Source organism: Actinotalea ferrariae CF5-4 (assembly GCF_000603945.1).
GTDB lineage: Bacteria > Actinomycetota > Actinomycetes > Actinomycetales > Cellulomonadaceae > Actinotalea > Actinotalea ferrariae.
Map to the genome: position 1 here is coordinate 1 of NZ_AXCW01000007.1, position 24,077 is coordinate 24,077.

A 24,077-nucleotide genomic window follows, 5' to 3' on the forward strand; every position below is an offset into this window, starting at 1 on the left:
CCCCGTCCCGGGCAGCCGGGCGACCGCCACCGCGAGGGCGACCGCCAGCACCCCGACGACGGCGACGGCGGGACGCCAGGTCCAGCCGGCGGCGACGGCCGCCCCGACGGCGAGCGGCGCGAGGAGCCCCACTCCGGAGCCCATGGCGTTGGCCTCCGTCACGACGGCCGCACCGGCGGTGCCGTGGTGGCGGGCCAGCGCGGGCTGGGCGGCCGAGATGAGGAAGTTGCCGCCGATCGCCGCGATGACGACCGCCCCGATCGTCTGCCACGGCGCGGTGCCCAGCAGGAGCGCGACGAGCCCGACGAGCAGGACCGCGACGCCGACCAGGACCTGGATGCGCCGGCCGAGGCGCACCGCGAGCGTCGAGCTCATCGTGCCGGCGATGACCGTGCCCGCCGCCAGACCGGTGCCGTGCAGCCCGGCGAGCGCGAGGCTCGTGCCCTGCTCCGCGGCGATGAGGGGGACCGCCGGGCCGAAGCCGTAGAGGAACCACCCCCAGGTGACGAAGGTGCCGTAGAGCGTGAGCGTGAGGCGGTCGCGCCGCACGCCGGTCATCCCAGTCGCTCGACGACGTGGTCCACGCAGGAGGTCAGGGCCTGGACGTCGGCCGGGTCCACGGCGGGGAACATCGCGACGCGGATCTGGTTGCGCCCGAGCTTGCGGTACGGCTCGACGTCGACGACCCCGTGGCGGCGCAGGACCGCGCACACGGTCGGCGCGTCGACGGACGCGTCGAGGTCGACGGTGCCGACGACGGCGCTGCGCAGGCCGGGGTCGGTCACGAAGGGCTGCGCCCAGTCGCGGGCCTCGGCCCACTCGTACAGGTGCTGGGCCGACAGCGCGGTGCGGGCCGTCGCCCACGGCATGCCGCCGTGGTCGAGCATCCAGTCGAGCTGCTCGGCCAGCAGGACGAGGGTCGACAGCGCCGGGGTGTTGAGGGTCTGGTCGGCGCGGCTGTTCGTGATCGCCGTGGTCAGCGAGAGGAACTCCGGGACCCAGCGCCCGGAGGCGGCGACCTCCTCCGCCCGGGCGATCGCGGCGGGGGAGAGCACCGCGAGCCACAGGCCGCCGTCGGACGCGAAGGACTTCTGCGGGGCGAAGTAGTAGGCGTCCGTCTGCGCGAGGTCCACGGCGAGGCCGCCCGCGGCCGACGTCGCGTCGACGAGGGTCAGCGCGTCGTCGTCGGCCCCGGTGCGGTCGGGCCGGGCGACGGGCACGGCCACGCCGGTGGAGGTCTCGTTCTGCGGCCAGGCGTAGACGTCGACCCCGGCCTCCGCCTCGGGCAGGACCGCGGAGCCCGGCTCGGCGGTGCGCACGGTCGGGTCGGCGAGGAACGGCGCGGACCGCACCGCGCTCACGAGCTTGCCGCCGAACTCGCCGAAGCTGCACAGCTGGGCGCGCTCGCGGACGAGGCCGAGCGTCGCCACGTCCCAGAACGCGGTCGAGCCGCCATTGCCGAGGACGACCTCGTAGCCGTCGGGCGCGCCGAGCAGCTCCGCGACGCCCGCCCGCACGCGGCCGACGAGCGACCGGACCGGGGCCTGGCGGTGGGAGGTGCCGAGCAGCGTGCGGCCGACGGCGGCGAGCGCCTCCACCTGGGCCGGCCGGACCTTCGACGGCCCGGAGCCGAAGCGGCCGTCGACGGGGAGGAGGGCGGAGGGGATGACGATGTCGGTCGCGTCGGCCACGCGCCCACTGTAGGGGCGGCCGACGGGCCCCGGGGCGGGCCGTCCGGGGACGTAACCTTGGGGCGGACCAGGGGGGCCCACAGGGGACGAGCAGGAGGACGGAGCGCCGGTGAGCGACCTGATCGACACGACCGAGATGTACCTGCGGACGATCTACGAGCTGGCGGAGGAGGGCATCGTCCCGCTGCGCGCCCGCATCGCGGAGCGCCTCGGGCACTCCGGACCCACCGTGTCGCAGACGATCGCCCGGATGGAGCGCGACGGCCTGGTCGTCGTCAGCGGGGACCGGCACCTCGAGCTGACCGAGGAGGGCACGGCCAAGGCGACGCGCGTCATGCGCAAGCACCGCCTGGCGGAGCGGCTCCTCACCGACGTCATCGGCCTGGAGTGGAGCTACGTCCACGACGAGGCCTGCCGGTGGGAGCACGTCATGAGCGAGCGCGTGGAGAAGCGCCTCATCGAGCTGCTCGGCCACCCGCAGCACTCGCCCTACGGCAACCCGATCCCCGGCCTGGACGAGCTCGGGGACCCGACGGCGCCCGAGGGCTTCCTCGACGGCGTCGTGTCCCTCGTCGCCCACGCGCGCGCCGTGCCGGGGCCGAGCGAGGTCGTGGTCGGCCGGCTGGGGGAGCCGCTCCAGACGGACACCGAGCTCCTCCAGCGGCTCGTCGGCGCCGGCGTGCTGCCCGGTGCCCGCGTCCGTGTCGAGGTCGTGGACGGCATGGTCGCGGTGGGCGCCCCGGGCGCCGAGCTCGTGCTCGACCTGCCCGACGACGTCGCGCGGCACGTGTTCGTCGCGGCCGCCGACACGTCCGCGGCGTGAACTGAGACGCAGATCACACTCGGGCCGGGCCGCGGCCGCCGATCGTGGGCGGGCGGACCCCACCGGCGTGGCGCGGGCCGGCCCGGGCTCGCGCGGGCGACGCGCTGACCAGCGGGACCGCCGGTTGATCATCGCGCCGGCGGCCTTCCGGTCATTCCGTGCGGAGGCGGGCACGGGCGGCGACGTCGGGGACCTCCGTCCCGCGCGCCCCGGGCGCTCCCGTGATCGATCCGAGACATGTGCCCTGCGGTCGTGACCGGAGCGTGACATCGCCTCGAACGCTCGGGTACATTCGCGGTGCTTCGAGGAACCCTCCTCCCCGAAGCCTCCGAGCGGAACGCCGAGTCCTGCCGCCGCCCGGAGCCCCTCACGACATCACGGCAGGAGCGGGGGAACCACCACGGGCACCACACGGTGTCCTCGGGGTGAAGCCGGGTGACCGTCCTCGGACGGGAGCGCGGCCGGGTGATCTCCCACCCGAACCCGACAGCTCACCTCGTAGGCGTCCGGAGAGGTTCGAGTGACCGCAACGCATGAGCGCGCCCGCCACCGTGCAGCACGCCGCCCCCTGACCCCGCTGGACGACTTCGCCGGGAACCTGGCCACCGTGGGCCGCCGGTCCGCCGTCGTGGCCGCATCGTCCGGTCTCGTCGTCACGATGGCGCTCCCGGCGTCTGCCGCCCCGGCGGACAGCCCCGCGAACGCCCTGCCCGCCGTGGACGTCAGCGCCCTCACCGCCGAGGCCCGCGTGGCCCTGGCGACCGCCCCCGCCGTGTCGGTCCCCGCCGACGCCGCGTGGGAGTTCAAGGCGCCGCAGATCCAGATCACGGCCAACCCCGAGCCCGAGCCGGAGCCCGAGCCCGAGCCGGAGCCGGCACCCCGCCGGACCGAGAGCACCTCGCGGTCCACCGAGCGCGCTGCCGCGCCGGCCGCCGAGGCGCCCGCCGCCGCGGCCGTGCCGGCGAGCGCGGTCGGCTCCGCGGTCATCGAGATCGCCGCCCGGTACGTGGGCGTGCCCTACGTCTACGGCGGCTCGACCCCGGACGGCTTCGACTGCTCCGGGTTCACCTCGTACGTCTACGCCCAGCTCGGCATCACGCTGCCCCGCAGCTCCGCGGACCAGCGCTACGCCGGCACCGTCGTCTCGGCGGACCAGCGCCAGCCGGGCGACATCATCTGGACCCCGGGTCACATCGGCATCTACGCCGGTGGCAACACCCAGATCGACTCCCCGCGGCCGGGCAAGACGGTCCAGTTCCGGGAGATCTGGCAGAGCAACCCGATCTACATCCGGGTCGGCTGACCCTCCCGCCGACGACGTCGGCGACACACCCCGCACGAGAGCCCCGGGCCATCACGGTCCGGGGCTCTCGTCGTCGCGGGAGCGGGCGGCGCTGCGTCTCGGGGCGGTCCGCGCGGGCGGTCCGCGCGGGAGGTCCGCGTGGGCGGACCGGGCGGATCGTGGACCGGCAGGCCAGGTGTTCACCGGTCGTTCGCGCGCCCGGGGGCCGGCTCCGGCGGAGGCGCAGTACGCTGGCACCGCTCCACCAGGCGGACCTGGCAGCCGGTCAGGTCCCGGTGCGCTGGTCCCGGAGGCTGCCGTGCTACGGACGACAGACCGAGTCACGACGGGCGCCGGCGTGCGCCCGGACACCTTCACCGTGCTCCAGGCGGCCCGGGACGACCCGGACGGGGACGCCGCGTCGGGTGAGCATCCCGGCCCCTCCCTGGACCCCGGTGCGCTGCCCCGGGCGCTGGTGCTCAACGCGAGCCGGGAGCCGCTGTGCGTCGTCGGCGTGCACCGGGCCGTGTCCCTGGTGCTGGCCGGCAAGGCGGTCGTGCTGGAGTCGGACGGCCGCCTGCTCCGGTCGGAGCGGACCGCCCTGCCCGTGCCCCACGTGCTGTGCCTGACCCGCTACGTCCACGTGCCGTACCGGCGGTCGCTCACCCCGACCCGGCGCACGGTGCTGGCCCGGGACGGCCACCGGTGCGCCTACTGCGCCGGCCCGGCGGACACGGTGGACCACGTGCACCCGCGGTCCCGCGGCGGCACCCACTCCTGGACGAACGTGGTGGCCGCGTGCTCCCGCTGCAACCACCGCAAGGCGGACCGCCTGCTCGCCGAGATCGGCTGGCAGCTCCTCGTGACGCCCGCGCACCCGCGCGGGCCGGTCGCCGTCCTCGGGGCCGCGGTACGGCCGCACCCGTCCTGGATGGCCTACCTGGCGGCGTGAGCGACACCTCCGGGGGACCGAATCCGCCCGGTAGCGTCGGTGGCTCGGCACACTGTGGAGCAGGGGCGAGCGAAGGAGGCAGCGATGACGGCCGACGACGTGGTCCTCGTGGGCGTGGACGGCTCCGCGCCGAGCCTGCGCGGTCTGGACTGGGCGGCCGCGCACGCGGCCGTGCACGGCCGTCGGCTGTACCTCGTGTGCTCCTACTCGATCCCGTCCTTCAGCACGGCCGCCCTCGACGGCGGGTACGCCGCCCTGGACGACACGGCCATCCAGCAGGGCGCCCGGGCCGTGCTCGAGGAGGCCGAGGCGCGCGTCCTGCGCACCGGCGTCCCGGTCACCTCCGACGTCGCGACCGGCGACGCGGCGGCCGTGCTCATCGAGCTGTCCCGTGGTGCCGCGACGGTCGTCGTCGGGACGCGCGGCCGTGGGGGGTTCGCCGAGCGGCTCCTCGGGACGGTGTCCTCGGCGCTGCCGGCGCACGCGCACTGCCCGACCGTGGTCGTGCCCTCGCGTCAGGCCTCGGCCGCCAGTCCCGAGGTGACGGGTCCGGCGCGACCGGTGCGGCGCATCGTCGTCGGGGTGGACGGCTCGCCTGCCGCAGAGGCGGCCCTGGAGCACGCCATCGTCGAGGCGGAGACGTGGGGTGCGGAGCTCACCGCGGTCGCGGGCGTCCCCATGGGCTCGGGGTCCGGCCTGCTGGCGTGGCTGCCCGCGGCCCAGGACCACGAGCAGGTGCTCCGCGACGTCGCCGAGGGTCTGGACGTCGTCGTGGACCGCGCCCTGGTGGAGCACCCCGGGCTGCAGGTCCGCCGGCACGTGCTCGACGGCACCGGGGCCGCCCTCCTCACGGAGTTCTCCACCGCCGTGGACCTCGTCGTGGTCGGGTCGCGCGGCCGGGGCGGGTTCGCCGGCCTCCTGCTCGGCTCCACGAGCCAGGCGGTCCTGCACCACGCCGTCTGCCCCGTCATGGTCGTGCGGGTGCCCGCGCGCGACGACGAGTGGTCGCCGACGGACGTGGGGCGCCGCCGCTGACCCGCACGACCGGTGGGGGCCTCGCGCGACCGCTGACGCGCGCGCCGGGGTGCGTCCGCGCCGAGGTGCGGGCTCCGGTGGGCGCGGGCGGGAGCGAGCGGCTCAGACGGTCGTGCGGGGGGTGTCCGGCCGCCGCACGAGCGGCGTGAGGACGATCGTCGAGCGGGTGCGGACGACGAACGGCTCCGCGGCGATCCGCTCGACCACGGCGTCGAGGTGCCGCACGTCGTGGGCGCGGACGTGGACGAGGGCGTCCGCCTCGCCGGCGACCGTGCTGGCCGTCACGATCTCGGGGTAGCGCTCGAAGGCGTCCCGCATCGTCGCGGGCCGCGTGGCCCCGGTGCAGTAGACCTCGACGTGCGCCTCCGTCGCCCAGCCCAGGGCGGCCGGGTCCAGGCGCACGGTGAACCCGTCGATCACGCCGCGGGCCAGGAGCCGGTCCACCCGGCGCTTGACCGCCGGGGCGGAGAGGTTCACGACCGCGCCGATCCGGGCGAAGCTGGCGCGGGCGTCGAGGCCGAGCTGGTCGAGGATCGCCAGGTCGGTCCGGTCCAGCAGCGGGGCGTCCTCGGGCATGGGCTCAGCATGCCCGAGGACACCCCGGTTGCCGCGGACGCCCGCCGCCCTCCCGCGGGCGGATTCCGCACCATCCGCCCTCCGCCGGGCGGAGATCGCGAAATCTGCCCTCGGGTGTTGGCGGAGGCAGGCGGTGCCGGCGGGTGGAGCGGGCGGTGGGCGGAGGGGCGGCGAGGCCGTCAGCGCAGGGCGTCGGCCAGCTGGTCGAGCGCCCAGTCGAGGTCCTCGAGGGAGATGACCAGGGGCGGCGCGATGCGGACGGTCTGGCCGTGGGTGTCCTTGACCAGGACGCGCCGCTGCAGCAGCCGCTCGCTCACCTCGCGCCCGGTGCCGCGGGAGGGGTCGACGTCCACGCCGGCCCACAGGCCCGCGACGCGGTAGCGCACGAGGAGGCCCTCCTCGACCATCGCCGCGAGCCGCTCCTCGAGGTGCTCGCCCAGCTCGCGGGCGCGCGCCTGGTGCTCGCCGGTCTCCAGCAGGTCCACGACGGCGAGCGCGACCGCGCACGACAGCGGGTTGCCGCCGAAGGTCGAGCCGTGCGTCCCGGGGGTGAGGACCGCCAGGACGTCCCGGCGGCCGACGACGGCGCTCACGGGCACCACGCCGCCGCCGAGCGCCTTACCCAGCGTCACGAGGTCCGGCTTCACGCCGGCGCGCTCGCACGCGAGCGTCGCCCCCGTGCGGCCCAGGCCCGACTGGATCTCGTCGGCGATGAAGAGCACGTCGTGCTCGTCGCAGACCGCGCGCACGGCGGCCAGGTAGCCCTCCGGCGGCACGATCACGCCGGCCTCGCCCTGGACCGGCTCGATGAGCACGGCCACGGTCGTGGCGTCGACGGCGGCGGCCAGCGCCTCGGCGTCGCCGTAGGGGACCACCCGGAAGCCGGGCGCGAACGGGCCGAAGCTGCGCCGGGCGTCGTCGTCGCTGGAGAAGGAGACGATCGTGGTGGTGCGGCCGTGGAAGTTGTCCGCGGCGACGACGATCGACGCCTGGCCCTCCGGGACGCCCTTGACCTCGTAGCCCCACTTCCGCGCCGTCTTGACGGCCGTCTCGACGGCCTCGGCACCCGTGTTCATGGGCAGGACGAGGACGCCGTCGGGCGCCGCGAGGAGCGGCTCCAGGAGCAGTGCCAGTCGGGTGGCGAACGGGGCCAGCAGGTCGTGGTCGAACGCCCGGGAGGTGAGCGTGAGCCGGTCGAGCTGGGCGTGCGCCGCGGCCACGAGGTGCGGGTGGCGGTGCCCGAAGTTCAGCGCGGAGTAGCCGGAGAGCAGGTCCAGGTACTCGCGGCCGTCGGTGTCCTGCACCCAGGCCCCCTCGCCGGAGGCGAGGACGACGGGCAGCGGGTGGTAGTTGTGCGCGAGGTGGTCCTGCGTCGGGGCGGGCGTGGCCTCCGGTGCGGGCGCGCCGTCGGCGGAGGCGTCGGTGCTGGGGCGGTCCACGTCGAGGCTCATCGGGCGTCCCGGATCTCCAGCGTGCAGCACTTGGCGCCGCCGCCACCCTTGAGGAGCTCGCTGGTGTCGACCGCGAACGGCTCGAAGCCGCGGTCGCGCAGCGCCTCCGCGAGGTCCGTGGCGCCCGGCGCCAGCACGACGCGGCGGCCGTCGGAGACCGCGTTGAGGCCCAGGGCCACGGCGTCGCGCTCGGTGGCGATGATCGCGTCCGGGTACATCTCCTCGAGCACGCGGCGCGACTCCTCCGAGAACGCCGGCGGGAAGTACGCGACCAGCGGCTGCTCGGCGTCGCCGTCGATCACCGCGAGGGCGGTGTCGAGGTGGTAGTAGTGCGGGTCCACGAGCTCCAGGCTGACGACCTCGCGGCCGACCAGGGAGGCGAGCTCGCCGTGCGAGGAGCGGTCGGTGCGGAAGCCGTGGCCGGCGAGGAAGACGTCCCCGACGAGCAGGATGTCGCCCTCGCCCTCGTTGACCTCGCGCGCCGTGTGGGTGGTGAAGCCGGCGTCGGCGAACCACTGCTCGTAGGCCGGGCCCTCGGGCGCGCGCTCGGCGTAGCGGAACTGCGCCGAGTAGACGACGCCGTCCACGACGGTCGCGCCGTTGGCCGCGTAGACCATGTCCGGCAGGCCGGGGATCGGGTCGATGAGGTCGACCGTGTGGCCCCAGTCGAGGTACGTGCGGTAGAGCGTCTCCCACTGCTGGACGGCGAGGTCGCGGTCCGTGAACCGCGTGACGTCCATCCAGGGGTTGATCTCGTAGCTGACGGTGTAGTGCTCCGGCCGGCACATCAGGTAGCGGCGGGGGGTGCTGGTGCGCTCGACGGTGGCGGTCTGAGCGAGGGTCTCGGTCATGCGGGCGTCCTCCGGGTCTCGGGGGGCACTCGCGGCGCAGCGCCGGGTGGTCGCCGCAGGCCGTCTGGTGCTGGTGTCGAGGCTAGGGCCGAAAGGCCCAGACGGCCGTGTGGCGACGCTGTGCGCAGGCGGGCGAAACGTTGCGTGATCAGGCGCTGGGCGGCGATTCGTTGCGTCGACCGGCGCCGCCGTCGTCGCGCGGCACCCGGCGCGCGGGTCAGCGGCCCGTGACCTCGGTGTGGACGCGGTGCAGGGCGAACGTGACCATCGCGCGGAGCACGGGTCGCAGGACCGGGGCGGTCCACGCCGCGGGGAGTCCGCGCAGGTGCACGCGCTCGACCCAGGTGGCCTCGCAGGTGTCCGGCCCGAGCGGTCGGACCCGCAGCTCGGCGGTGCCCAGCAGCAGCGGGCCGAGCTTCTCGTAGACCGCGGTGCCGACGGTGCCGGGCCCGTTCTCGTCCGTGTGCGGGGGGACGGACCGGACGACCTCCATGCGGTCGACGACGCCCGGCGCCCCGCGGGTCGCGAACGGCCCGCTCACCGCCGTGAAGACGGCACCCACCGGCAGGCTCGGGGCCGCGTCCATGCGGGTCAGGGGGATCCAGCGGACGTGGTTGCGCATGTCGGTGAGCAGCACCCAGGCGTCCTCGGCGCGCAGCGGCAGGACGCGGTGGGCGACGGCGGCGGGGGCGCCGCTCGCGTCGTCGCCCGCTGCGGCGTGCGCGGTGGGGGCCGGGGCGGCGGGGGCGCCGCGGCGGGACATCAGGACGGGCCTCATGCAGGACCTCGCGAGCTCGGGAGCAGTGCCTCGGACCAGTGCCGACGGTAGTAGCGTCGCACGACATGGAGACACGGGTGCTGGGACGGACAGGGCGCGACGTGACGGTCGTGGGGCTGGGCTGCTGGCAGCTCGGCGCGGACTGGGGCGACGTCGGCGACGAGCAGGCGATGGAGATCCTGCGCGCCGCCGTCGACGCGGGCGTCACCTTCCTCGACACGGCCGACGTCTACGGGGACGGCCGGTCGGAGCGGTTCGTGGGGCGGCTGCTCCAGGAGCGGCCGGACGCGGGGCTGGTGGTGGCGACCAAGATGGGCCGCCGGTCGGACCCGCACGTGCCCGAGGCCTACACGCTGGACGCGATGCGGGCGTGGACGGACCGGTCGCGGGAGAACCTCGGCGTCGAGACGCTGGACCTCACCCAGCTGCACTGCCCGCCGACCCCGGTGTACTCCCGCGACGACGTCTACGACGCCCTCGACACCCTGGTCGACGAGGGGCGCATCGCCGCCTACGGGGTCTCGGTCGAGACCGTCGACGAGGCGCTGACGGCCATCGCGCGGCCGAACGTCGCCAGCGTGCAGATCATCCTCAACGTCTTCCGGCGCAAGCCGGTCGAGGAGGTGCTGCCCGCCGCCGCGGAGGCTGGCGTGGGCATCATCGCGCGGGTGCCGCTGGCGAGCGGGCTGCTCTCCGGCAAGTTCGACGAGACGACGCAGTTCGCGGAGAACGACCACCGGACCTACAACCGCGGCGGCGACGCGTTCGACGTCGGCGAGACGTTCGCGGGCGTGCCGTTCGAGGTGGGTGTCGCCGCGGCGCGCGAGGTGGCTGCGCTGACGCCCGAGGGGGCGACGACGGCGCAGCTCGCCCTGCGGTGGATCATCGACCAGCCGGGCGTCACGACGGTCATCCCGGGTGCGAGCCGCCCGGCGCAGGCGCAGGCCAACGCCGCCGCCGCGACCCTGGCGCCGCTGACGGACGAGCAGCAGGAGACGCTGCGCCGCCTCTACGACGAGCGCATCCGGGAGCACGTGCACGGTCGCTGGTGACCCGCTGAGCCGTCCGGTGAGGGCCGGGGTCGCCGGGCGGCTCCGACCCTCACCGGTGTCAGGCGTCGACGGGCCGGTCAGGCGTTGGCCGGCGTGCCCGCGGGCGGGGTGGGCTCGCCGAACGCCTCGAGCTCCTCGTGCAGGTCGTCGCTCTCGCGCGCGGGCTCGTCCTTCGACTTCAGCAGCGCGATGCCGAGGATGAGCATCCCGAACACCGGCTTGGCGATGACGTCGGCGACGGAGTACCCGACCTGGCGGGCGACCTCCGCGGCGACGGGGTCGGCCATGACCATCGGCGCGATGTAGGCCAGCGGGTACACGCCCCAGCTGAGCAGCAGCACCCAGCGCAGCGCGTCGACGAGCCGCCGCATGCCGGCGGACTGCCGGTCCAGCGAGCGCTTCAGCTGCACGAACAGCACCCACAGGATGTACAGGAACGGCACGGTGGAGGCCGCACCCCAGACGGTGCGCTCGACGGAGTCGGCCGCCGCGAGCTCACCGGGCCAGCCGAGCCCGATCATGAGGACGGCGGCGATCGTCAGGCGGACGAGCAGGGTCCGCGTCACGCTCGGGGCCAGCTTGAGCACGACGACGAGCTCCGCGAGCAGGAGCGGGACCGTGAGGAACCAGTCCACGTAGCGGTACGCCTCGTTGAACGGCACGCCGTCCTGGACGTAGACGCCGTCGGTGAAGGTGAAGGCCTCCTCCCACGACGTGAAGATCCGCAGGTAGTGGTAGAGCGCGATGCCCACCACCAGGGTGGAGATCGTCACCGCCATGCGGTGCTTGGGGTGCACCCTCTCGCGGATGAGCAGGAAGAACAGGAGAGAGGCCCCCATCGACGCGATCACGAAGGAGAACGCGTTGTAGACGAGGTCGAACTGGGCGGCCGACAGCTGGAGCTGGTCGGACATCGTTGTCCTCCTGGAGTCAGGGTCCCGGCCGGGTGCCGGACACCTGACGCCCACAACGGAAGTCCTCTTCCGTGATCATCCGAGCCGCGGGTGAGGAGAGATCAGCGACCTCTCAACGATCAGCACGGTCTCAGGGATCAGCGCCGCCTCAGCCGGGGCGGGAGGACACTCCCGGTCACTGGCGCGCGATCAGCGGCGGCCGGTGTCGCCCGGGGCCGTCCAGCTGGCGGCCGGGTCGGTGCGGTCGGTCTCCACGAGGCGGACCCCACGGCCGTCGGTGATCGCGGGGGCCGGGGCGTCGGACGCCGCGACCTCGATGATCCGCGGGAAGCGCTCCGGCGGCGGTCCGAACGCCTGCCGCGCCGAGCCGACCACGGTCCGGCCCAGCGCCCGGGCACCGGTCGCGCCGATGACGGCGCCGATCCCGAACGGGGCCAGCCGCCCGAACGCCAGCGCGCCCTGCTTCGCCGCCTGCCGCCGCAGGAAGCGCCGCGCGAGGCGCGCGTTGACCCGCTTGATCGTCGTCGTCGGCATGTTCACGAGGAGGGTGCGCGCCCAGCCGCCGTTGAGGCCCACCTCACCGCTGATCGCGGTGCTGCCCTGCTCGCCGAGGACCGTGGCCATGAGCAGCGTCCGGCGTCGCGCCGTCTCCTCGACCCCGATGCCGTGCACGTCCGCGACGGCGAGCGCGAAGGCCGACGACGCCCCGAAGAACGTCGCGACCTCGGCGCTCGTCAGCGCGATGCCCACGCCGGTGCCGATCGCCGGGGCCGCCGCGGCCGCCCCGACCGCCCCGCCCGAGGTGGACACGGCCATGAGGTACTGCTTCTCCAGCAGCGCGATGATCTGCGCCGGGGACGCCTCGGGGTTGCGCCGGCGCAGGCGCTCGACGTGCGCGCGGACCGCCGCCGACGGGATCGACACGGCCTTGTCGAGGGCCGCGTCCAGGACCGGGACACCGGTGAGCGGGGACGACGACGCCCCGGGTCCGGCCTGCTCGGCCGGGCCCGGGGGCAGCGTCGCGGCGGTGAAGACGTCGTCGGGCACGGGCGGGGTCCGGCCGTCGTGGCCGTGCGGGTACGGGACGTCAGGCATGTCCCGATGGTCGCACGGGCCACGCGGGCCGTCGCGGCCGCCCGTCTACCGCCGGACGGTGATCGTGGTCATCCGCTCGACCCCGTCACCGAGGTCCACCCGGATCACGTACTGGCCCTCGCCCCAGCCCTTCGTGCTGAGGTTGAAGACGTACTGGCCGTCGGCGACCCGGAACATGCTGCCGGCGTCGGCCCCGGTGGTCGAGACCACCGTGATGTCACCGCTGCCGCTCGCCGCGCCGACCTTCGCGACGGACAGCGTCGCCGGCGTCCCGGTCGCCGGCGCACTGTCGCCGGTGAGGCGGAACTTCACCGGGACGGTGCTGCCCGCCTTGAAGGCGGATCGTCCGTCGTTGCCGATCGGCGCCAGGAGCGCCGACCACTCGAGCGCGACCGTGACCCGGAAGGTGGCCGTGCTCTGCTTGCCCGCGTCGTCGGTCGCGGTGCAGGTCACGGTGGTGACGCCGAGCGGGAAGGTGCTCCCGCTGCTCCGGTCGCAGACGACGAGCGGGGTCGCGTCGACGAGGTCCGTCGCCGTGGCGACGAACGCCACGGGCGCCCCCGCGGGCGACGTCGCCGTGACGGTGCGGTCCGCCGGCACGGTGAGCGTGGGAGCGGTCGTGTCCTGGACGGTGACCGAGGCGGTCGTCACCGTGCTGCGGTTGCCCGCCGTGTCGACCGCGGTGCACGACAGCCCGGTGCTGCCGAGGCCGAACAGGCTCCCCGACACCGGCGTGCAGCTGACCGTCAGCGGGCCGTCCACCAGGTCGGTGGCCGTCGCGGAGTAGGTGACGACGGCGCCCGCCGGGCCGGTGGCCTCGGAGACCACCGAGCCGACCGTGATGACCGGCTCCGTCGTGTCCCGGACCGTCACCGTGAAGCTGCCGGTGGCGGTGTTGCCCGCCCGGTCGGTGGCGCGGCAGTCCACGTTCGTGGTCGTCAGCGGGAATGTGGAGCCGGAGGGCGGCGTGCAGGTGACCACGACGGTGCCGTCCACGACGTCGGACGCCGTGGGGGCGAAGGTCACGGGCGCACCGGTCGCGCCCGTCGCCTCGGCCGTGAGGGACGTGAGCGGCGACAGCACGGGTGCCGTGGTGTCGGTGACGACGACGTCGACGCTGCCTCGGCCGACGTTGCCGGCCTCGTCGGTGGCGGTGCACCGCACGGTCGTCGTACCGACCGGGAAGGTCGTGCCCGAGGCAGGGACGCAGGCCACGGTCACGTCCGATGCGTCCGTGACGGCGTCCGTCGCGGTGACCGCGAAGGTGACCGGTGCCCCGCCCGGGCCCGTGGCCTCCGCGCGCTGGTCGCCGGGCAGGGACAGCTGGGGGGCCGTCGTGTCCTGGACCGTCACGGAGATCGTGCCCGTCGCCCTGTTGGACCGGGTGTCCGTCGCCGTGCAGGTCACGGTGGTCGAGCCGAGGGCGAAGAGGCTGCCCGACGGCGGCACGCAGCCCACCGGCAGACCGCCGTCGACGATGTCGGACGCGGAGGCCGCGAACGCGACGACGGCGCCGCCGGGTCCGGTCGCCTCGGTCACGAGGTCGCCGGGCAGCGTGAGCGCCGGCGCCGTGCTGTCACCCACGGTGACCGTGATGGAGCCGGTGCCGCGGTTGCCGCTGTCGTCGACCGCCCAGCACTCGACGGGCGTGACGCCGAGCCCGAACACCTGCCCGGACGTCGCGTCGCAGGTCACCGCCACGTCCGCGTCCACGAGGTCGGCCGCCGTGACGGCGAACGCCACGGGGGCGCCGGCCGGACCGGTCGCCTCGACCGTCGGGCTCGTGCCGGTGAGCACCGGGGCCGTCGTGTCCCTCACGACGACCAGGAACGCGCTCGAGCTGCCGTTGCCGCGGGAGTCCACAGCGGTGCAGGTGACGGTGGCGCTGCCGAGGGGGAACGTCGACCCCGAGGCGGGCGTGCACGTCACGTCGCGCGACCCGTCGACGGCGTCCGTCGCGGACGCGGCGAACTCCACCGGGGCGCCGTCGGGCCCGGTGGCCTCGGCGTCGATGGTGCCGGGCACCGTCAGCGCCGGTCCCGTGGTGTCCCGGACGGTGACGGTGAGGAACGCGGTGTCGCTGTTGCTGCGCGCGTCGACCAGGTCGCACGTCACCCGGGTGTCGCCGAGCGGGAAGACGCCCCCAGGCCTCGGGCTGCAGTCGGCCTCGACGGGTCCGTCGACGAGGTCGAGGGCCTCGGTGCTCCAGGTGGCGGTGGCGCCGTCGGGCCCGGTCGCCTCGACGGTGACGTCGGCGGGGGCGTACGCGGGCGCGGTGGTGTCGACCACGGTGACCGTGAAGGCGGCGCCGCCGGTGTTCCCGGCGCCGTCGCGGGCGGAGCACGCCACGGACGTCGTGCCGAGGGCGAAGGTCGAGCCGGAGGCGGGGGTGCAGGTGGCGGCCAGCCCGGGGTGGACGGCGTCGAAGACGGTGGGTGCGAAGGTCACGGTGGCGCCGTCGCCGGACGTCGCCTCGACGACGTCCAGGACCGGAGGCGTGACGACCGGCGCGGTCGTGTCCTGCACGCGCACGAGCCGGTCACCGGTCGACGTGTTACCGGCCCGGTCGGTCGCGCTGCAGCGCACGGTGGTGGTGCCGAGGGCGAAACGCGTGTCGGGCAGGGGCTCGCAGACCACGGACACCACGCCGTCGACGACGTCGCGCGCCGTCGCGCCCGTGCCGTCGACGGTGGCCACGACGCCGTCCTCGTCCGTCGCCTCGAGGACGACGTCGGGGAGCGTCAGCGCGGGAGGGGTCCGGTCCAGCACCGTGACGACGAGGCTGCCGATGGCCGTGCGCAGGGCACGGTCGACGGCGGAGCAGGTGACGGTGGTCGAGCCCAGCGCGAAGAGCGAGCCGCTCACCGGGCTGCAGCTGACGGTCAGGTCGCCGTCGACGAGGTCGGAGGCGGACGCGGTGAAGGTCACCTCGGCGCCGTCGGGGCCCGTCGCCTCCGCGGTGGTACCGGTGAGGGTCAGGCTGGGGGCGGTCGTGTCCGCCACGGTGATCGTGAAGCTCGCGGTGCCCAGGATGCCCGCGGCGTCCGTGGCCGTGCAGGTGACCGTCGTCTCGCCGAGGGCGAAGCCCGTCCCGGAGGCCCGGTCGCACGTGACGGGGCGGCTGCCGGAGACGAGGTCGGTGGCGGTCGGCGCGAACGTCGCGACCGCGCCGGCCCCGGAGGTCGCCTCGAGCGTCTGGTTCGTGACGGTGATCGACGGCGGGGTGGTGTCGGCGACGGTGACGGTGAGGGTCCCGGAGGAGGTGTTCGACCGGGTGTCCGTCGAGGTGCAGGTCACCGTCGTGGCGCCGAGCCCGAAGGTGCTCCCGGCGGCCGGGACGCACGTGACCGGTCGGGCGCCGTCCACGAGGTCGGTGGCCGTGGCTCCGAGCGGCACGGTCGCCCCTCCTGGGCCCTGCGCCTCGACGGTGACGTCCGTGAGGGTCAGGGCCGGGCCGGTCGTGTCCACCACGGAGGCGGTGAAGGTGCCGCTCGCGATGTTCCCGCGGGAGTCGACGGACGTGCACGTCACGGGCGTCGTGCCCAGGGGCAGGACGCTCCCCGACGCGGGCGTGCAGGAGACGGGCCGGGGGGCCGCGTCGCCGCCGTCGTACGCGGAGGCGGTCCAGGAGACGGGCGCCCCGGAGGGGCCGGTCGCCTGCACCGACAGCGCTCCGGGCAGCGCGAGGACGGGCGGGGTGGTGTCGGCCGGGCGCTGGACGGTGAGGGTGAAGGTGGCCGGTGCGGTGTTGAAGACGCCGCCGATGCCGCCGGTCACCGACACGGTGACGGTGTACGCGCCCGGGGTCGCGCTGGAGAAGGTCACGGGCACGCGCGGGCCGCACCCGGTCAGGGGTGCGGGGGTCGACACGGTCACCTCGGCCGGCGCGGAGACGCGCAGCGTGCCGGGGTTGCCGCTGGTGACGTTGCAGTTGTTCTGGCCGCCGTCGCCCTCCTCGCGGCGGTCTCGCTCGACGAGGTAGTAGCTCATCGTCGTCGAGCCGCCTGCGGTGATCGTGGTCGTCCCGCTCGCGGCGACGTCGATGAGCACCGAGTCCGCGGCGGCGGGTGTGGCGATCCCGGTGATCGCGAGCGCGAGGGCCGCGGCGCCCGCGAGGGCGCGCGTCAGCCGGAGCCGCGCGGTGCGGCGTCGTACGGCGCGGTGCGGTGTGGTGATGTGCCTGGCCATGGCGCGGTCCCCCGAGGAGCACCGACGCCGGTTTCGCCATTGCTCCCCGCCGGGCTGGGGGCGACCACGGGCCCCGGCGGATCGTCGCTCGTCGCTGTCGCCGAGTATCACGAGGGCGTGAGATCAACAGGGTGGTTCCACCCCATTTCACCCAGGCGAAGATCGTCTGCCGCGTGACGGCCCGACAGCTCCACCCGTTCGGAGCAGTCGTACCCGGCGGCGGCCGTGCGTCCGCGCCCCGCCGCCAGGTGCCGCGGGTCAGGCGATGCCGTCGGCGGTGACGTGAGTCCCGTCCGGCACCGTCCCCCCGGTGCCGGTCAGCCGCGCCTCGCCCTCGACGACGACGTCGCGCCCGAACGTCCAGTCGCCCTCGACCCGCAGGGCGGTGGCCGCACGCAGCGACGGGGTGTGCGGCACCCGGGCGTCGAAGGCGTCGATGGTCTTGTAGTGGTCGGTGTCGAGGTCGACGAACGGCGCGTCGACCTGGGCGACGAGGCGGTGGGCGTCGTCGTCGGCGTAGACGTCCGAGCGCAGGACGAGCAGGTCGTTCGTCGTCTTGACCGGCAGGAAGCGGCTGCGCGGGACCTCCAGGGCCGTGGCGCCGTCGAACGCCTCGACCGCGGCACCCATCGCGGACTCGATCTGCACGACCGGGGTGGAGTCCTTGCGCGTCGGGTCGACGGTCTTGTCGTTGCGGATCAGCGGCAGCTCCAGGACGCCGCCCGTGCGCTCGAGCTCCGCGGCGAGCGCCCGCAGGTCGAACCACAGGTTGTTGGTGTGGAAGAACGGGTGCACGTCGATGTCGGAGGCGACGTCGGCGTCCTCGGGCGGGGTCTGCGCGGTCTCGCGCAGGACGATCCGGTCGTCGGAGCGCCGGACGACCAGGTGCCCGCCCTTGCGGTCCGCGGGGGTCCGTCGGCACACCTCGGCGGCGTACGGCGCGCCGCTGGCGGCGAACCAGCCGGCGATGCGCGCGTCCGGGACGGCGCCGAGGTTGTCGGAGTTCGACACGGACGCGTACCGGAAGCCCGCGTCGAGCAGCGCCTGGAGCGTCCCGGACGCGTAGAGCGCGGTGTAGAGGTCGCCGTGGCCCGGCGGGCACCACTCCAGGCTCGGGTCCTCGGGCCACTCGACGGGCGTCAGGTCGTCCGCGCGGAGCTTGGGCTCGCGGTTCTGCAGGAAGTCCAGAGGGAGGCCGTCGACGGCGAGCTCCGGGTAGCGCGCGAGGGCGGCGAGCGAGTCGTCCTGCGTGCGGAAGCTGTTCATGAGGATCAGCGGCAGGCGCGCACCTGTCGCGGCGCGCGCCGCCAGGACCTGCCCTGCGATGACATCGAGGAACGTCCGGTCCCCGCGCACGCGCAGGAGGGACTTGGCCCTGTCCATCCCCATCGAGGTGCCCAGGCCGCCGTTGAGCTTGAGGACCGCCGTGGCCGCGAGGGCCTCGCGGGCCGCGTCGTCGTCGACCTGCACCGTGTCGACGTGCGGGACGTCCGTGAGGGGCCGCACCGAGGACTCGGGGATCACGCCCGTCTCCCCGGACTCCAGGAGACCGTAGAAGCGGGTGAAGACGTCGACGGCCGTGGGGGACACCCCGGCCTCCTCCATCTTGCGGCGGGCCAGGGCAAGTCCGTCAGCGCTCATGGTCATCAACCTAGGTGCGGGCACCGACACCCGCACGGGGTGGTCTCGCGCGGTGGACGCCCGGGGCGTCCGGGCCTGGTCTGCGGCGGTGCTGCGCGCCGCGGGGCGGACGCGCGGTCGTGCGGGGTGCGCGGCTCAGTCGCCGTCGTGCCGCGCGCCCGTGGCATGCTGCGGCACCCGCACGTGGACGGCGTTGCGCTGCACCTCGAACGTCGTGGGCGTCCCGCCGACGACCTCCCCGTCCAGGTTGAGCCGGAGCGGGGGGTCGGTGACGAGGCGGACCCGCCGCGTGGTGCGGTGGTGGACCTTCTCGTGCTCGACGAAGTGCCCGCTCCGCACGAGCCGGGCCATGCTCACGTGGTCCCGCAGCCGGCCCTGCTCGACGACGGCGACGTCGAGGGCGTGGTCGTCGATGTCGGCGAGCGGGGCCACGGTCGCCCCGCCGCCGAAGTGCCGGCCGTTGCCGACCGACACCTGCAGGACGTCGGGGACGGTGAGCGTCGGGTGGTCCCCGTCGGGGAACTCCAGGCGGGCGACGAACGGCTCGTGGCGGCGGTACGCGCGCACGGCGGCCAGGGGGTAGGCGAGCGGGCCGAGCCGGCGCTTGAGGGCGGGGGACAGCGCGTCGGTGACCGCCACCGAGAGCCCGGCCGAGGCGACGTTGAGGAACGGCCGGCCGTCCGCGCGGCCGAGGTCCACGTCCACGTCCTTGCCGTCGGTGAGGACCGCGCACGCGGCGCGCAGGTCGCCGGGGATCTGCAGGGTCCGGGCGAGGTCGTTGGCGGTGCCCAGCGGGAGGACCCCCAGGACCGTGCGGGTGCCCGCGAGGTGCCCGGCCGCGCAGCCGATCGTGCCGTCGCCGCCCCCGACGACGAGGAGGTCCGGCGGCTCGGTCATGACGCGCTCGAGGACGGCGACCAGCTCGTCGCCCGAGCGGATCGCGTGGGTCGCGGTGAGGGCGATGCCACCGGCCCGGACGCCGTCGACCGCCCGGGGGAACGCCTCCGCCCCGCGCCGGGAGCCGGTGTTGACGACGAGCACCGCGGACGTGGGCGGGCGGGCGGGCATGGTGCCGACCGTAGGGGCTCCGGGTGCGTGGGCGCTAAGTGCTCGCGGGATCCGGCGTCCGGCGTCGGTGGAGCAGCGCGGCCGCCGTCAGCAGCGTCGTGGCGACGGCCGACACGGCGAACGTCAGGGCCGGCGGGCGGCCGGCGTCCCGGAGCGCCTCCGCCACGGCGCCCCCGACGGCGGCACCGATCGCGACGCCCACGACGTTCGCGCTGATCAGGAGGGTCATGGCGGTCCCTGCCGCGCGCGTCGGGGCCAGCTCCCCGACGACGGAGAACAGCGTCACGATCGCGGGGCCCATGAACACGCCCGCCAGCAGCAGGGCGAGAGCCGTGCCCCCGCCGGTGCGGACGGTCATCGCTCCGAGCATGACCGCGGTCAGGCCGGCACCGGCCACCGTCCACCGCGTCCGGGCGCTCACCGCAGCGGGGAGTGCGACCACGGCGAGCGCCGTCACCGCCGACCCGATCCCCATGACGGCGTAGAGCAGGCCGGCGTCCCCGGGACGTCCGAGCGCCGTCGTGATCCCCGTGACGGCCACCTGGCTCGAGCCGAAGAACGCGCCGAGCCCCACCATCCCCACGGTGGGCGCCAGGACCAGCCGCAGCACCGCCGGGACGCGGGTGGCGGGGTCCCGACCGCCGGCGCGCGGGGGGTGCCCGGGCAGGGCTGTCGGGTGGACCGCGAACGCGGTCCCGAACACGGCGACGACGGCGGCCGCGAGGAGCAGCGTCGCGTCGGGGCGGGTCGCGGCGACGACGCCCACGAGCGCGGGGCCGAGGACGAAGGTGACCTCGTCGACCATGCTCTCCCAGCTCATCGCGGTGGCCAGGGGCGCCGGACGCGCCTGCGTCAGCGAGATCCAGCGCACGCGCGCGAGGGGGCCGACCTGCGGGGCGCTGCCGCCGGCGACGGCACAGGCGAGGAGCAGGACGGGGAGCGGCCAGCCGAGGACCGCGGCCACCGTGACGACGACGAGGGCCACGGTGGTCGTGGCGGTGGCCGCGAGGAGGACGCGGCGCTGGCCGAGCCGGTCGGCGAGCTGCCCCTGGACGGGGGCGAGGGCGGCCGTGCCGAGGGCCGACGCGCTGGTGGCGAGGCCGCCCTGGGCGAGGGAGCCGGTGCTGGTCGTGACCAGGAGCATGGTCCCGAGCGGGGTCATGGCGACGGGCAGGCGCGCCAGGGCCCCGACGACGAGGAACCACGGGCCGGTCAGCCGGGGGAGGGCGGCGTAGCGCCTCAGCACGGGTGGGTCGTCACGCGGTGGAGCCGCGGACGACGAGCTCGGGGGGGAAGACGCTCTTGTGCACCGCGGCACCGGGGTGGTCGCGGCGGTGGTCCAGGAGGCGCACGGCCTCCCGCGCCATCGCGTCGACGGGCTGGCTCACGGACGTCAGCGGCGGGACGGTCAGCGCGCCGAGCGTCGAGTCGTCGTAGCTGACGATCGCGACGCGCTCGGGGACCTGCACCCCGGCGGCCCGCAGCTCCGCGACGAGCGCGACGGCGATGACGTCGGCGCCGCACACGATCGCGTCGGGCAGGTCCGCCCCGCCCCCGGTGCCGCCCTCCATGCCCGCGAGGAGGCTGCGCGCGGCGGCGCGGCCCCACTCGGCGGTGAACCCGCCGAGGAGCAGCCACGCGTCGGGGCACTCCTGCTCGTCGACGTGGTCGCGGAAGGCACGCAGGCGCTCCGCCGCGGTGCTCGTCGTCGGACGCGCCCCGACGAACGCGATCCGGCGGGCGCCGCGGGCGCGGAGGTGCTGCACGCAGGCACCGACCCCGACGGCGTTGTCGCTGCCGACGAAGTCGGTGGGGGCCGCGTCGACGAACCGGTCGAGCTGGACGACCGGCAGCTGACGGGACGCGTGCTCCAGGGCGGCGGCGGACGCGTCGGTCGCGACCGGCACGACGATGAGCCCGTCGACCATCCGGTGCACGAGCAGGTCGATCCGGGACGCCTCGACGTCGGTGTCCTCCCGGGCGTCGCAGAGCAGCAGGGCGCGGTCGGAGTCGGCGAGCACCTGCTCGACGGCCTCGACGGCGGCGACGAAGTAGGGGTTGCTGATGGACGGCACGACCATCCCGATCGTGTCCGTCCGCTGCGTGCGGAGCGCTCGGGCCAGGGCGTTGGCGCGGTAGCCGAGGTCGCTGCTGGCGCGCAGCACGCGCCGCGCGAGCTCCGGGTCGACGGACGTGTGGCCGGCCAGGGCGCGCGAGGCGGTGGCGGGCGAGACGCCGGCGGCGGCGGCGACGTCGCGGACGGTGATCTTCCGGCCCCTGACGTGCTCCGTCATCGCACACCCCCCTCGGGCAGCGGGAAATGGTTTTCTGGTCCGGCGCCGACTGTAGCGGCTGGAGACCTCCCCCGAACAGATCACGAACCCGTCTCGGCGCTTGACACGAGCACCCGGGCGGCGGTTTCATCGCACCCAGAGCCGAGAAATCGAATTCTCGGATGCACCGTTTCTGATCGCAAGGGTGTGGCAATGTCGCCAGCACGCGTGGACGTCGCCGTCGTCGGCAGCGTCAACATCGACCTCGTCGCCTCGGTGGTGCGCCTGCCCCTGCCGGGGGAGACGGTCCACGCGCTCGGCTTCGAGCAGTTCTTCGGGGGCAAGGGCAGCAACCAGGCGGTCGCCGCCGCCCGCCTCGGCCGGCACGTCGCGTTCGTCGGGCTCACCGGTGCCGACGCGGAGGGCGGCGCGGTCCGGGCCGCGCTGACGGCCGAGGGCATCGACGTCACCCACCTCGGGGTCACTGCGGAGGCGGGCACGGGGCGCGCCATCGTCGTCGTCGCGCAGGACGCCGAGAACTCCATCGTCGTCGTCGGCGGGGCCAACGCGGTGCTCGGTGAGCGTCAGATCGCCGACGCGACGGACCTCCTCGACGACGCCGCCGTCGTCGTCGCCCAGCTCGAGGTCCCGGTCGGCACGGTGCTCGCCGCGGCGCGCGCCGCCGCGGGCACCTTCGTCCTCAACCCGGCCCCGGCCCAGGAGCTGCCCCGCGAGCTCCTCGACCTCGTCGACGTCCTCGTGGTCAACGAGGTCGAGTACGAGGTCGTCCTGGGACGCCCGCTCCCGGAGGACCTCACGGAGGTCCCGGCGCACGTCGCCGAGAGCGGCCTGCGCTGCACCGTCGTGGTCACCCTCGGCGGGCGCGGTGCCGCGCTCTGCCACGACGGCGTCGTCGTCACGGAGGTCCCGCCCCAGGTCCCGGTCGTCGACACGACCGGCGCGGGCGACACCTTCATCGGTGCGCTCGCCGACGCGCTGAGCCGCCACGAGGACCCGCACGCCGCGCTGCGCTGGGCCGTCCACGCGGCGTCGCTGTCGGTCGGCTCCCTCGGGGCGACGACCGGGATGCCGACGCCGGCCCAGGTCGCCGCCTCGGTCGGCCGGGCCGCCCCCACGACCGTTCCCCCCACCCCTGTCCCGGCCGTCGACGGCCCCGCACCCGCCGAGGAGGTCTGAGCCCCCGCCGACGCCCACCGCCCCCCGGGGCGGCCCCCGGACGAGCCCTTCGGCTCGGCAGTCCTGCGAGCAGCCCCCGCTGGTCGCACCACGTTGGAAGCCAGTCCCTCAGAAGGACCGTGCAAAGGAGCACAGCATGAACACCCGACTCACGACCGGTTTGGCGCTGTCCGTCGCGGCCGCCCTCACCCTCGCCGCGTGCGGCGGCGGCGACGCGGCCGAGGAGCCCGCAGCGGGCGGCGGCGAGGAGGGCACCGACGCCCCCTCGGTCGCCCACGTCATCAACGGCAGCCTCGGCGACCAGGGCTTCTTCGACGACGCCGCGCGCGGCATGTCGATGCTGGAGGAGGACGGCAGCCGGATCCAGAACATCCAGGCCGACGCCGAGAACCCCGCCCAGTGGCGCTCGAACCTCGAGTCCGTCTCGGGCAACGACTGGGACGTCGTCATCGTCGGGACGTCGCAGATGGTCGACATCCTCAACGAGACCGCCCCGAAGTACCCGGACCAGAGCTACATCATCTACGACTCCGTCGTGGAGCAGCCGAACGTCGCCTCGATCCTGTACAAGCAGAACGAGGGCTCCTACCTGGCCGGCGTGCTCGCCGCCCTGGTGACCACGGACCCCGAGACGTTCCCGCTGGCGAACGAGGAGAAGGTCGTCGGCCTCGTCGGCGGCATGGACATCCCGATCATCAACGACTTCCTCGCCGGCTTCGAGAAGGGCGTGGAGGCCGTCGACCCCGAGATCGAGGTCCTCGTCTCCTACGTCGGTGACTTCGCCGACGCGAACCGCGGCTTCGACCAGACCAAGGCGATGTACGACCAGGGTGCGGACGTCGTCTTCCAGGTCGCCGGCGGCGCCGGCATCGGCGTGCACACCGCGGCGGCGGAGTTCGGCAAGTACTCCATCGGCGTCGACGCCAACCAGAACCCGCTGCAGGAGGGCCACATCCTGGCCTCGATGCTGAAGAACATCGGCGTCTCGCTCGACTCCGCGGTCAAGGCGTACGCGGCCGGCGAGCTCGAGTTCGGCAAGGTCGCCGAGTACGGCCTGGCCAACGACGGCGTCTCGCTCACCTTCGAGGACAACGGCGACATCGTCCCGCAGGAGATCCAGGACCTGATCAAGGACTACGCCCAGAAGGTCATCGACGGCGAGATCGAGGTCCCGACCACCATGTGACGCCCCCGCCGGACGGCGCCGCAC

General features: G+C 75.0%; 20 protein-coding genes and 1 riboswitch. Of the genes, 7 read left to right on the plus strand and 13 right to left on the minus strand.

The features are described 5' to 3' along the window. Window positions 1-549, minus strand: a 549-nt coding sequence (locus tag N866_RS01445) for an MFS transporter (RefSeq protein ID WP_342668372.1), incomplete at its 3' end; no start/stop codon positions are given. Window positions 550-554: 5 nt separating this feature from the next. After that, entirely contained in the window at window positions 555-1,691 is a 1,137-nt protein-coding gene (gene serC / locus N866_RS01450) for a phosphoserine transaminase (protein WP_034221639.1), read from the minus strand. Window positions 1,692-1,800: 109 nt separating this feature from the next. Between serC and N866_RS01455 the strand changes: the two genes are divergently transcribed. From N866_RS01455 to N866_RS01470, 4 genes are all read left to right on the plus strand, one after another. Next, window positions 1,801-2,514, plus strand: coding sequence for an iron-dependent transcriptional repressor DtxR (locus tag N866_RS01455; RefSeq protein WP_034221641.1), 714 nt, complete (start codon window positions 1,801-1,803; stop codon window positions 2,512-2,514). Between the two features lie 360 nt (window positions 2,515-2,874). Next, window positions 2,875-3,033: riboswitch (cyclic di-AMP (ydaO/yuaA leader) on the plus strand. Between the two features lies 1 nt (window position 3,034). Continuing rightward, a complete protein-coding gene (locus N866_RS01460; RefSeq protein ID WP_034221644.1) occupies window positions 3,035-3,817 on the plus strand; it encodes a C40 family peptidase in 783 nt (260 codons plus the stop codon). Between the two features lie 337 nt (window positions 3,818-4,154). Continuing rightward, window positions 4,155-4,748 carry an HNH endonuclease gene (locus tag N866_RS01465; protein ID WP_245612325.1) on the plus strand — a complete coding sequence of 198 codons (594 nt, stop codon included), beginning with the start codon at window positions 4,155-4,157 and terminating at the stop codon, window positions 4,746-4,748. Between the two features lie 84 nt (window positions 4,749-4,832). Beyond that, window positions 4,833-5,783, plus strand: a complete 951-nt coding sequence (locus N866_RS01470; protein ID WP_034221646.1) for a universal stress protein — start codon at window positions 4,833-4,835, stop codon at window positions 5,781-5,783. A 102-nt stretch (window positions 5,784-5,885) separates the two neighbouring features. On the opposite strand, the gene N866_RS01475 is transcribed toward N866_RS01470, so the two are convergent. The 4 genes from N866_RS01475 to N866_RS19635 all read right to left on the minus strand — a co-directional run bounded on the left by N866_RS01475 (window position 5,886) and on the right by N866_RS19635 (window position 9,439). Then, entirely contained in the window at window positions 5,886-6,359 is a 474-nt protein-coding gene (locus N866_RS01475) for an Lrp/AsnC family transcriptional regulator (protein ID WP_155855148.1), read from the minus strand. 179 nt (window positions 6,360-6,538) lie between these two features. Continuing rightward, window positions 6,539-7,810 (minus strand): ornithine--oxo-acid transaminase, encoded by a 1,272-nt coding sequence (gene rocD / locus N866_RS01480; RefSeq protein WP_052022237.1) that lies wholly within the window; start codon window positions 7,808-7,810, stop codon window positions 6,539-6,541. Further along, window positions 7,807-8,661 carry a dimethylargininase gene (ddaH, locus tag N866_RS01485; RefSeq protein WP_034221647.1) on the minus strand — a complete coding sequence of 285 codons (855 nt, stop codon included), beginning with the start codon at window positions 8,659-8,661 and terminating at the stop codon, window positions 7,807-7,809. The genes rocD and ddaH overlap by 4 nt, the downstream gene beginning before the upstream one ends. A gap of 217 nt (window positions 8,662-8,878) precedes the next feature. Then, a complete protein-coding gene (locus N866_RS19635; protein WP_052022238.1) occupies window positions 8,879-9,439 on the minus strand; it encodes a hypothetical protein in 561 nt (186 codons plus the stop codon). A 65-nt stretch (window positions 9,440-9,504) separates the two neighbouring features. Between N866_RS19635 and N866_RS01495 the strand changes: the two genes are divergently transcribed. Next, window positions 9,505-10,491 carry an aldo/keto reductase gene (locus N866_RS01495; RefSeq protein ID WP_034221648.1) on the plus strand — a complete coding sequence of 329 codons (987 nt, stop codon included), beginning with the start codon at window positions 9,505-9,507 and terminating at the stop codon, window positions 10,489-10,491. A gap of 77 nt (window positions 10,492-10,568) precedes the next feature. Here the strand turns inward: N866_RS01495 and N866_RS01500 are convergent, their stop codons facing one another. From N866_RS01500 to N866_RS01530, 7 genes are all read right to left on the minus strand, one after another. Then, on the minus strand, window positions 10,569-11,405 hold the full coding sequence (locus N866_RS01500) for a bacteriorhodopsin-like (protein ID WP_081802233.1): 837 nt from the start codon (window positions 11,403-11,405) through the stop codon (window positions 10,569-10,571). A 189-nt stretch (window positions 11,406-11,594) separates the two neighbouring features. Continuing rightward, window positions 11,595-12,500, minus strand: a complete 906-nt coding sequence (locus N866_RS01505) for a hypothetical protein (RefSeq protein WP_216699357.1) — start codon at window positions 12,498-12,500, stop codon at window positions 11,595-11,597. Between the two features lie 45 nt (window positions 12,501-12,545). After that, window positions 12,546-16,688: a beta strand repeat-containing protein gene (locus tag N866_RS01510; RefSeq protein WP_034221649.1), complete on the minus strand. Its 4,143-nt coding sequence runs from the start codon at window positions 16,686-16,688 to the stop codon at window positions 12,546-12,548. A gap of 258 nt (window positions 16,689-16,946) precedes the next feature. Further along, window positions 16,947-18,329 (minus strand): UTP--glucose-1-phosphate uridylyltransferase, encoded by a 1,383-nt coding sequence (locus tag N866_RS01515; RefSeq protein WP_034221651.1) that lies wholly within the window; start codon window positions 18,327-18,329, stop codon window positions 16,947-16,949. Between the two features lie 135 nt (window positions 18,330-18,464). Then, window positions 18,465-19,397, minus strand: a complete 933-nt coding sequence (locus N866_RS01520) for a lipid kinase (protein ID WP_034221653.1) — start codon at window positions 19,395-19,397, stop codon at window positions 18,465-18,467. Between the two features lie 34 nt (window positions 19,398-19,431). Next, on the minus strand, window positions 19,432-20,643 hold the full coding sequence (locus N866_RS01525) for an MFS transporter (protein ID WP_034221654.1): 1,212 nt from the start codon (window positions 20,641-20,643) through the stop codon (window positions 19,432-19,434). 10 nt (window positions 20,644-20,653) lie between these two features. Further along, entirely contained in the window at window positions 20,654-21,691 is a 1,038-nt protein-coding gene (locus N866_RS01530; RefSeq protein WP_034221657.1) for a LacI family DNA-binding transcriptional regulator, read from the minus strand. Between the two features lie 192 nt (window positions 21,692-21,883). Here N866_RS01530 and N866_RS01535 point away from each other — a divergent pair, with 192 nt between their 5' ends. Beyond that, window positions 21,884-22,867, plus strand: a complete 984-nt coding sequence (locus N866_RS01535) for a ribokinase (protein WP_081802234.1) — start codon at window positions 21,884-21,886, stop codon at window positions 22,865-22,867. A gap of 136 nt (window positions 22,868-23,003) precedes the next feature. Then, the gene (locus tag N866_RS01540) at window positions 23,004-24,053 is read left to right on the plus strand and encodes a BMP family lipoprotein (RefSeq protein WP_034221659.1); all 1,050 of its coding nucleotides are present in this window, start codon (window positions 23,004-23,006) and stop codon (window positions 24,051-24,053) included. Window positions 24,054-24,077 lie beyond the last annotated feature (24 nt).

Bases quoted from the DNA above. Each gene is read 5' to 3' on its own strand.
- N866_RS01505 (WP_216699357.1), bottom strand. From the start codon at position 12,500: ATGCCTGACGTCCCGTACCCGCACGGCCACGACGGCCGGACCCCGCCC.
- N866_RS01535 (WP_081802234.1), top strand. From the start codon at position 21,884: ATGTCGCCAGCACGCGTGGACGTCGCCGTCGTCGGCAGCGTCAACATC.
- N866_RS01495 (WP_034221648.1), top strand. From the start codon at position 9,505: ATGGAGACACGGGTGCTGGGACGGACAGGGCGCGACGTGACGGTCGTG.
- N866_RS01470 (WP_034221646.1), top strand. From the start codon at position 4,833: ATGACGGCCGACGACGTGGTCCTCGTGGGCGTGGACGGCTCCGCGCCG.
- rocD (WP_052022237.1), bottom strand. From the start codon at position 7,810: ATGAGCCTCGACGTGGACCGCCCCAGCACCGACGCCTCCGCCGACGGC.
- N866_RS19635 (WP_052022238.1), bottom strand. From the start codon at position 9,439: ATGAGGCCCGTCCTGATGTCCCGCCGCGGCGCCCCCGCCGCCCCGGCC.
- N866_RS01500 (WP_081802233.1), bottom strand. From the start codon at position 11,405: ATGTCCGACCAGCTCCAGCTGTCGGCCGCCCAGTTCGACCTCGTCTAC.
- N866_RS01530 (WP_034221657.1), bottom strand. From the start codon at position 21,691: ATGACGGAGCACGTCAGGGGCCGGAAGATCACCGTCCGCGACGTCGCC.
- N866_RS01515 (WP_034221651.1), bottom strand. From the start codon at position 18,329: ATGAGCGCTGACGGACTTGCCCTGGCCCGCCGCAAGATGGAGGAGGCC.
- ddaH (WP_034221647.1), bottom strand. From the start codon at position 8,661: ATGACCGAGACCCTCGCTCAGACCGCCACCGTCGAGCGCACCAGCACC.
- N866_RS01510 (WP_034221649.1), bottom strand. From the start codon at position 16,688: ATGGCCAGGCACATCACCACACCGCACCGCGCCGTACGACGCCGCACC.
- N866_RS01520 (WP_034221653.1), bottom strand. From the start codon at position 19,397: ATGCCCGCCCGCCCGCCCACGTCCGCGGTGCTCGTCGTCAACACCGGC.
- N866_RS01540 (WP_034221659.1), top strand. From the start codon at position 23,004: ATGAACACCCGACTCACGACCGGTTTGGCGCTGTCCGTCGCGGCCGCC.
- N866_RS01475 (WP_155855148.1), bottom strand. From the start codon at position 6,359: ATGCCCGAGGACGCCCCGCTGCTGGACCGGACCGACCTGGCGATCCTC.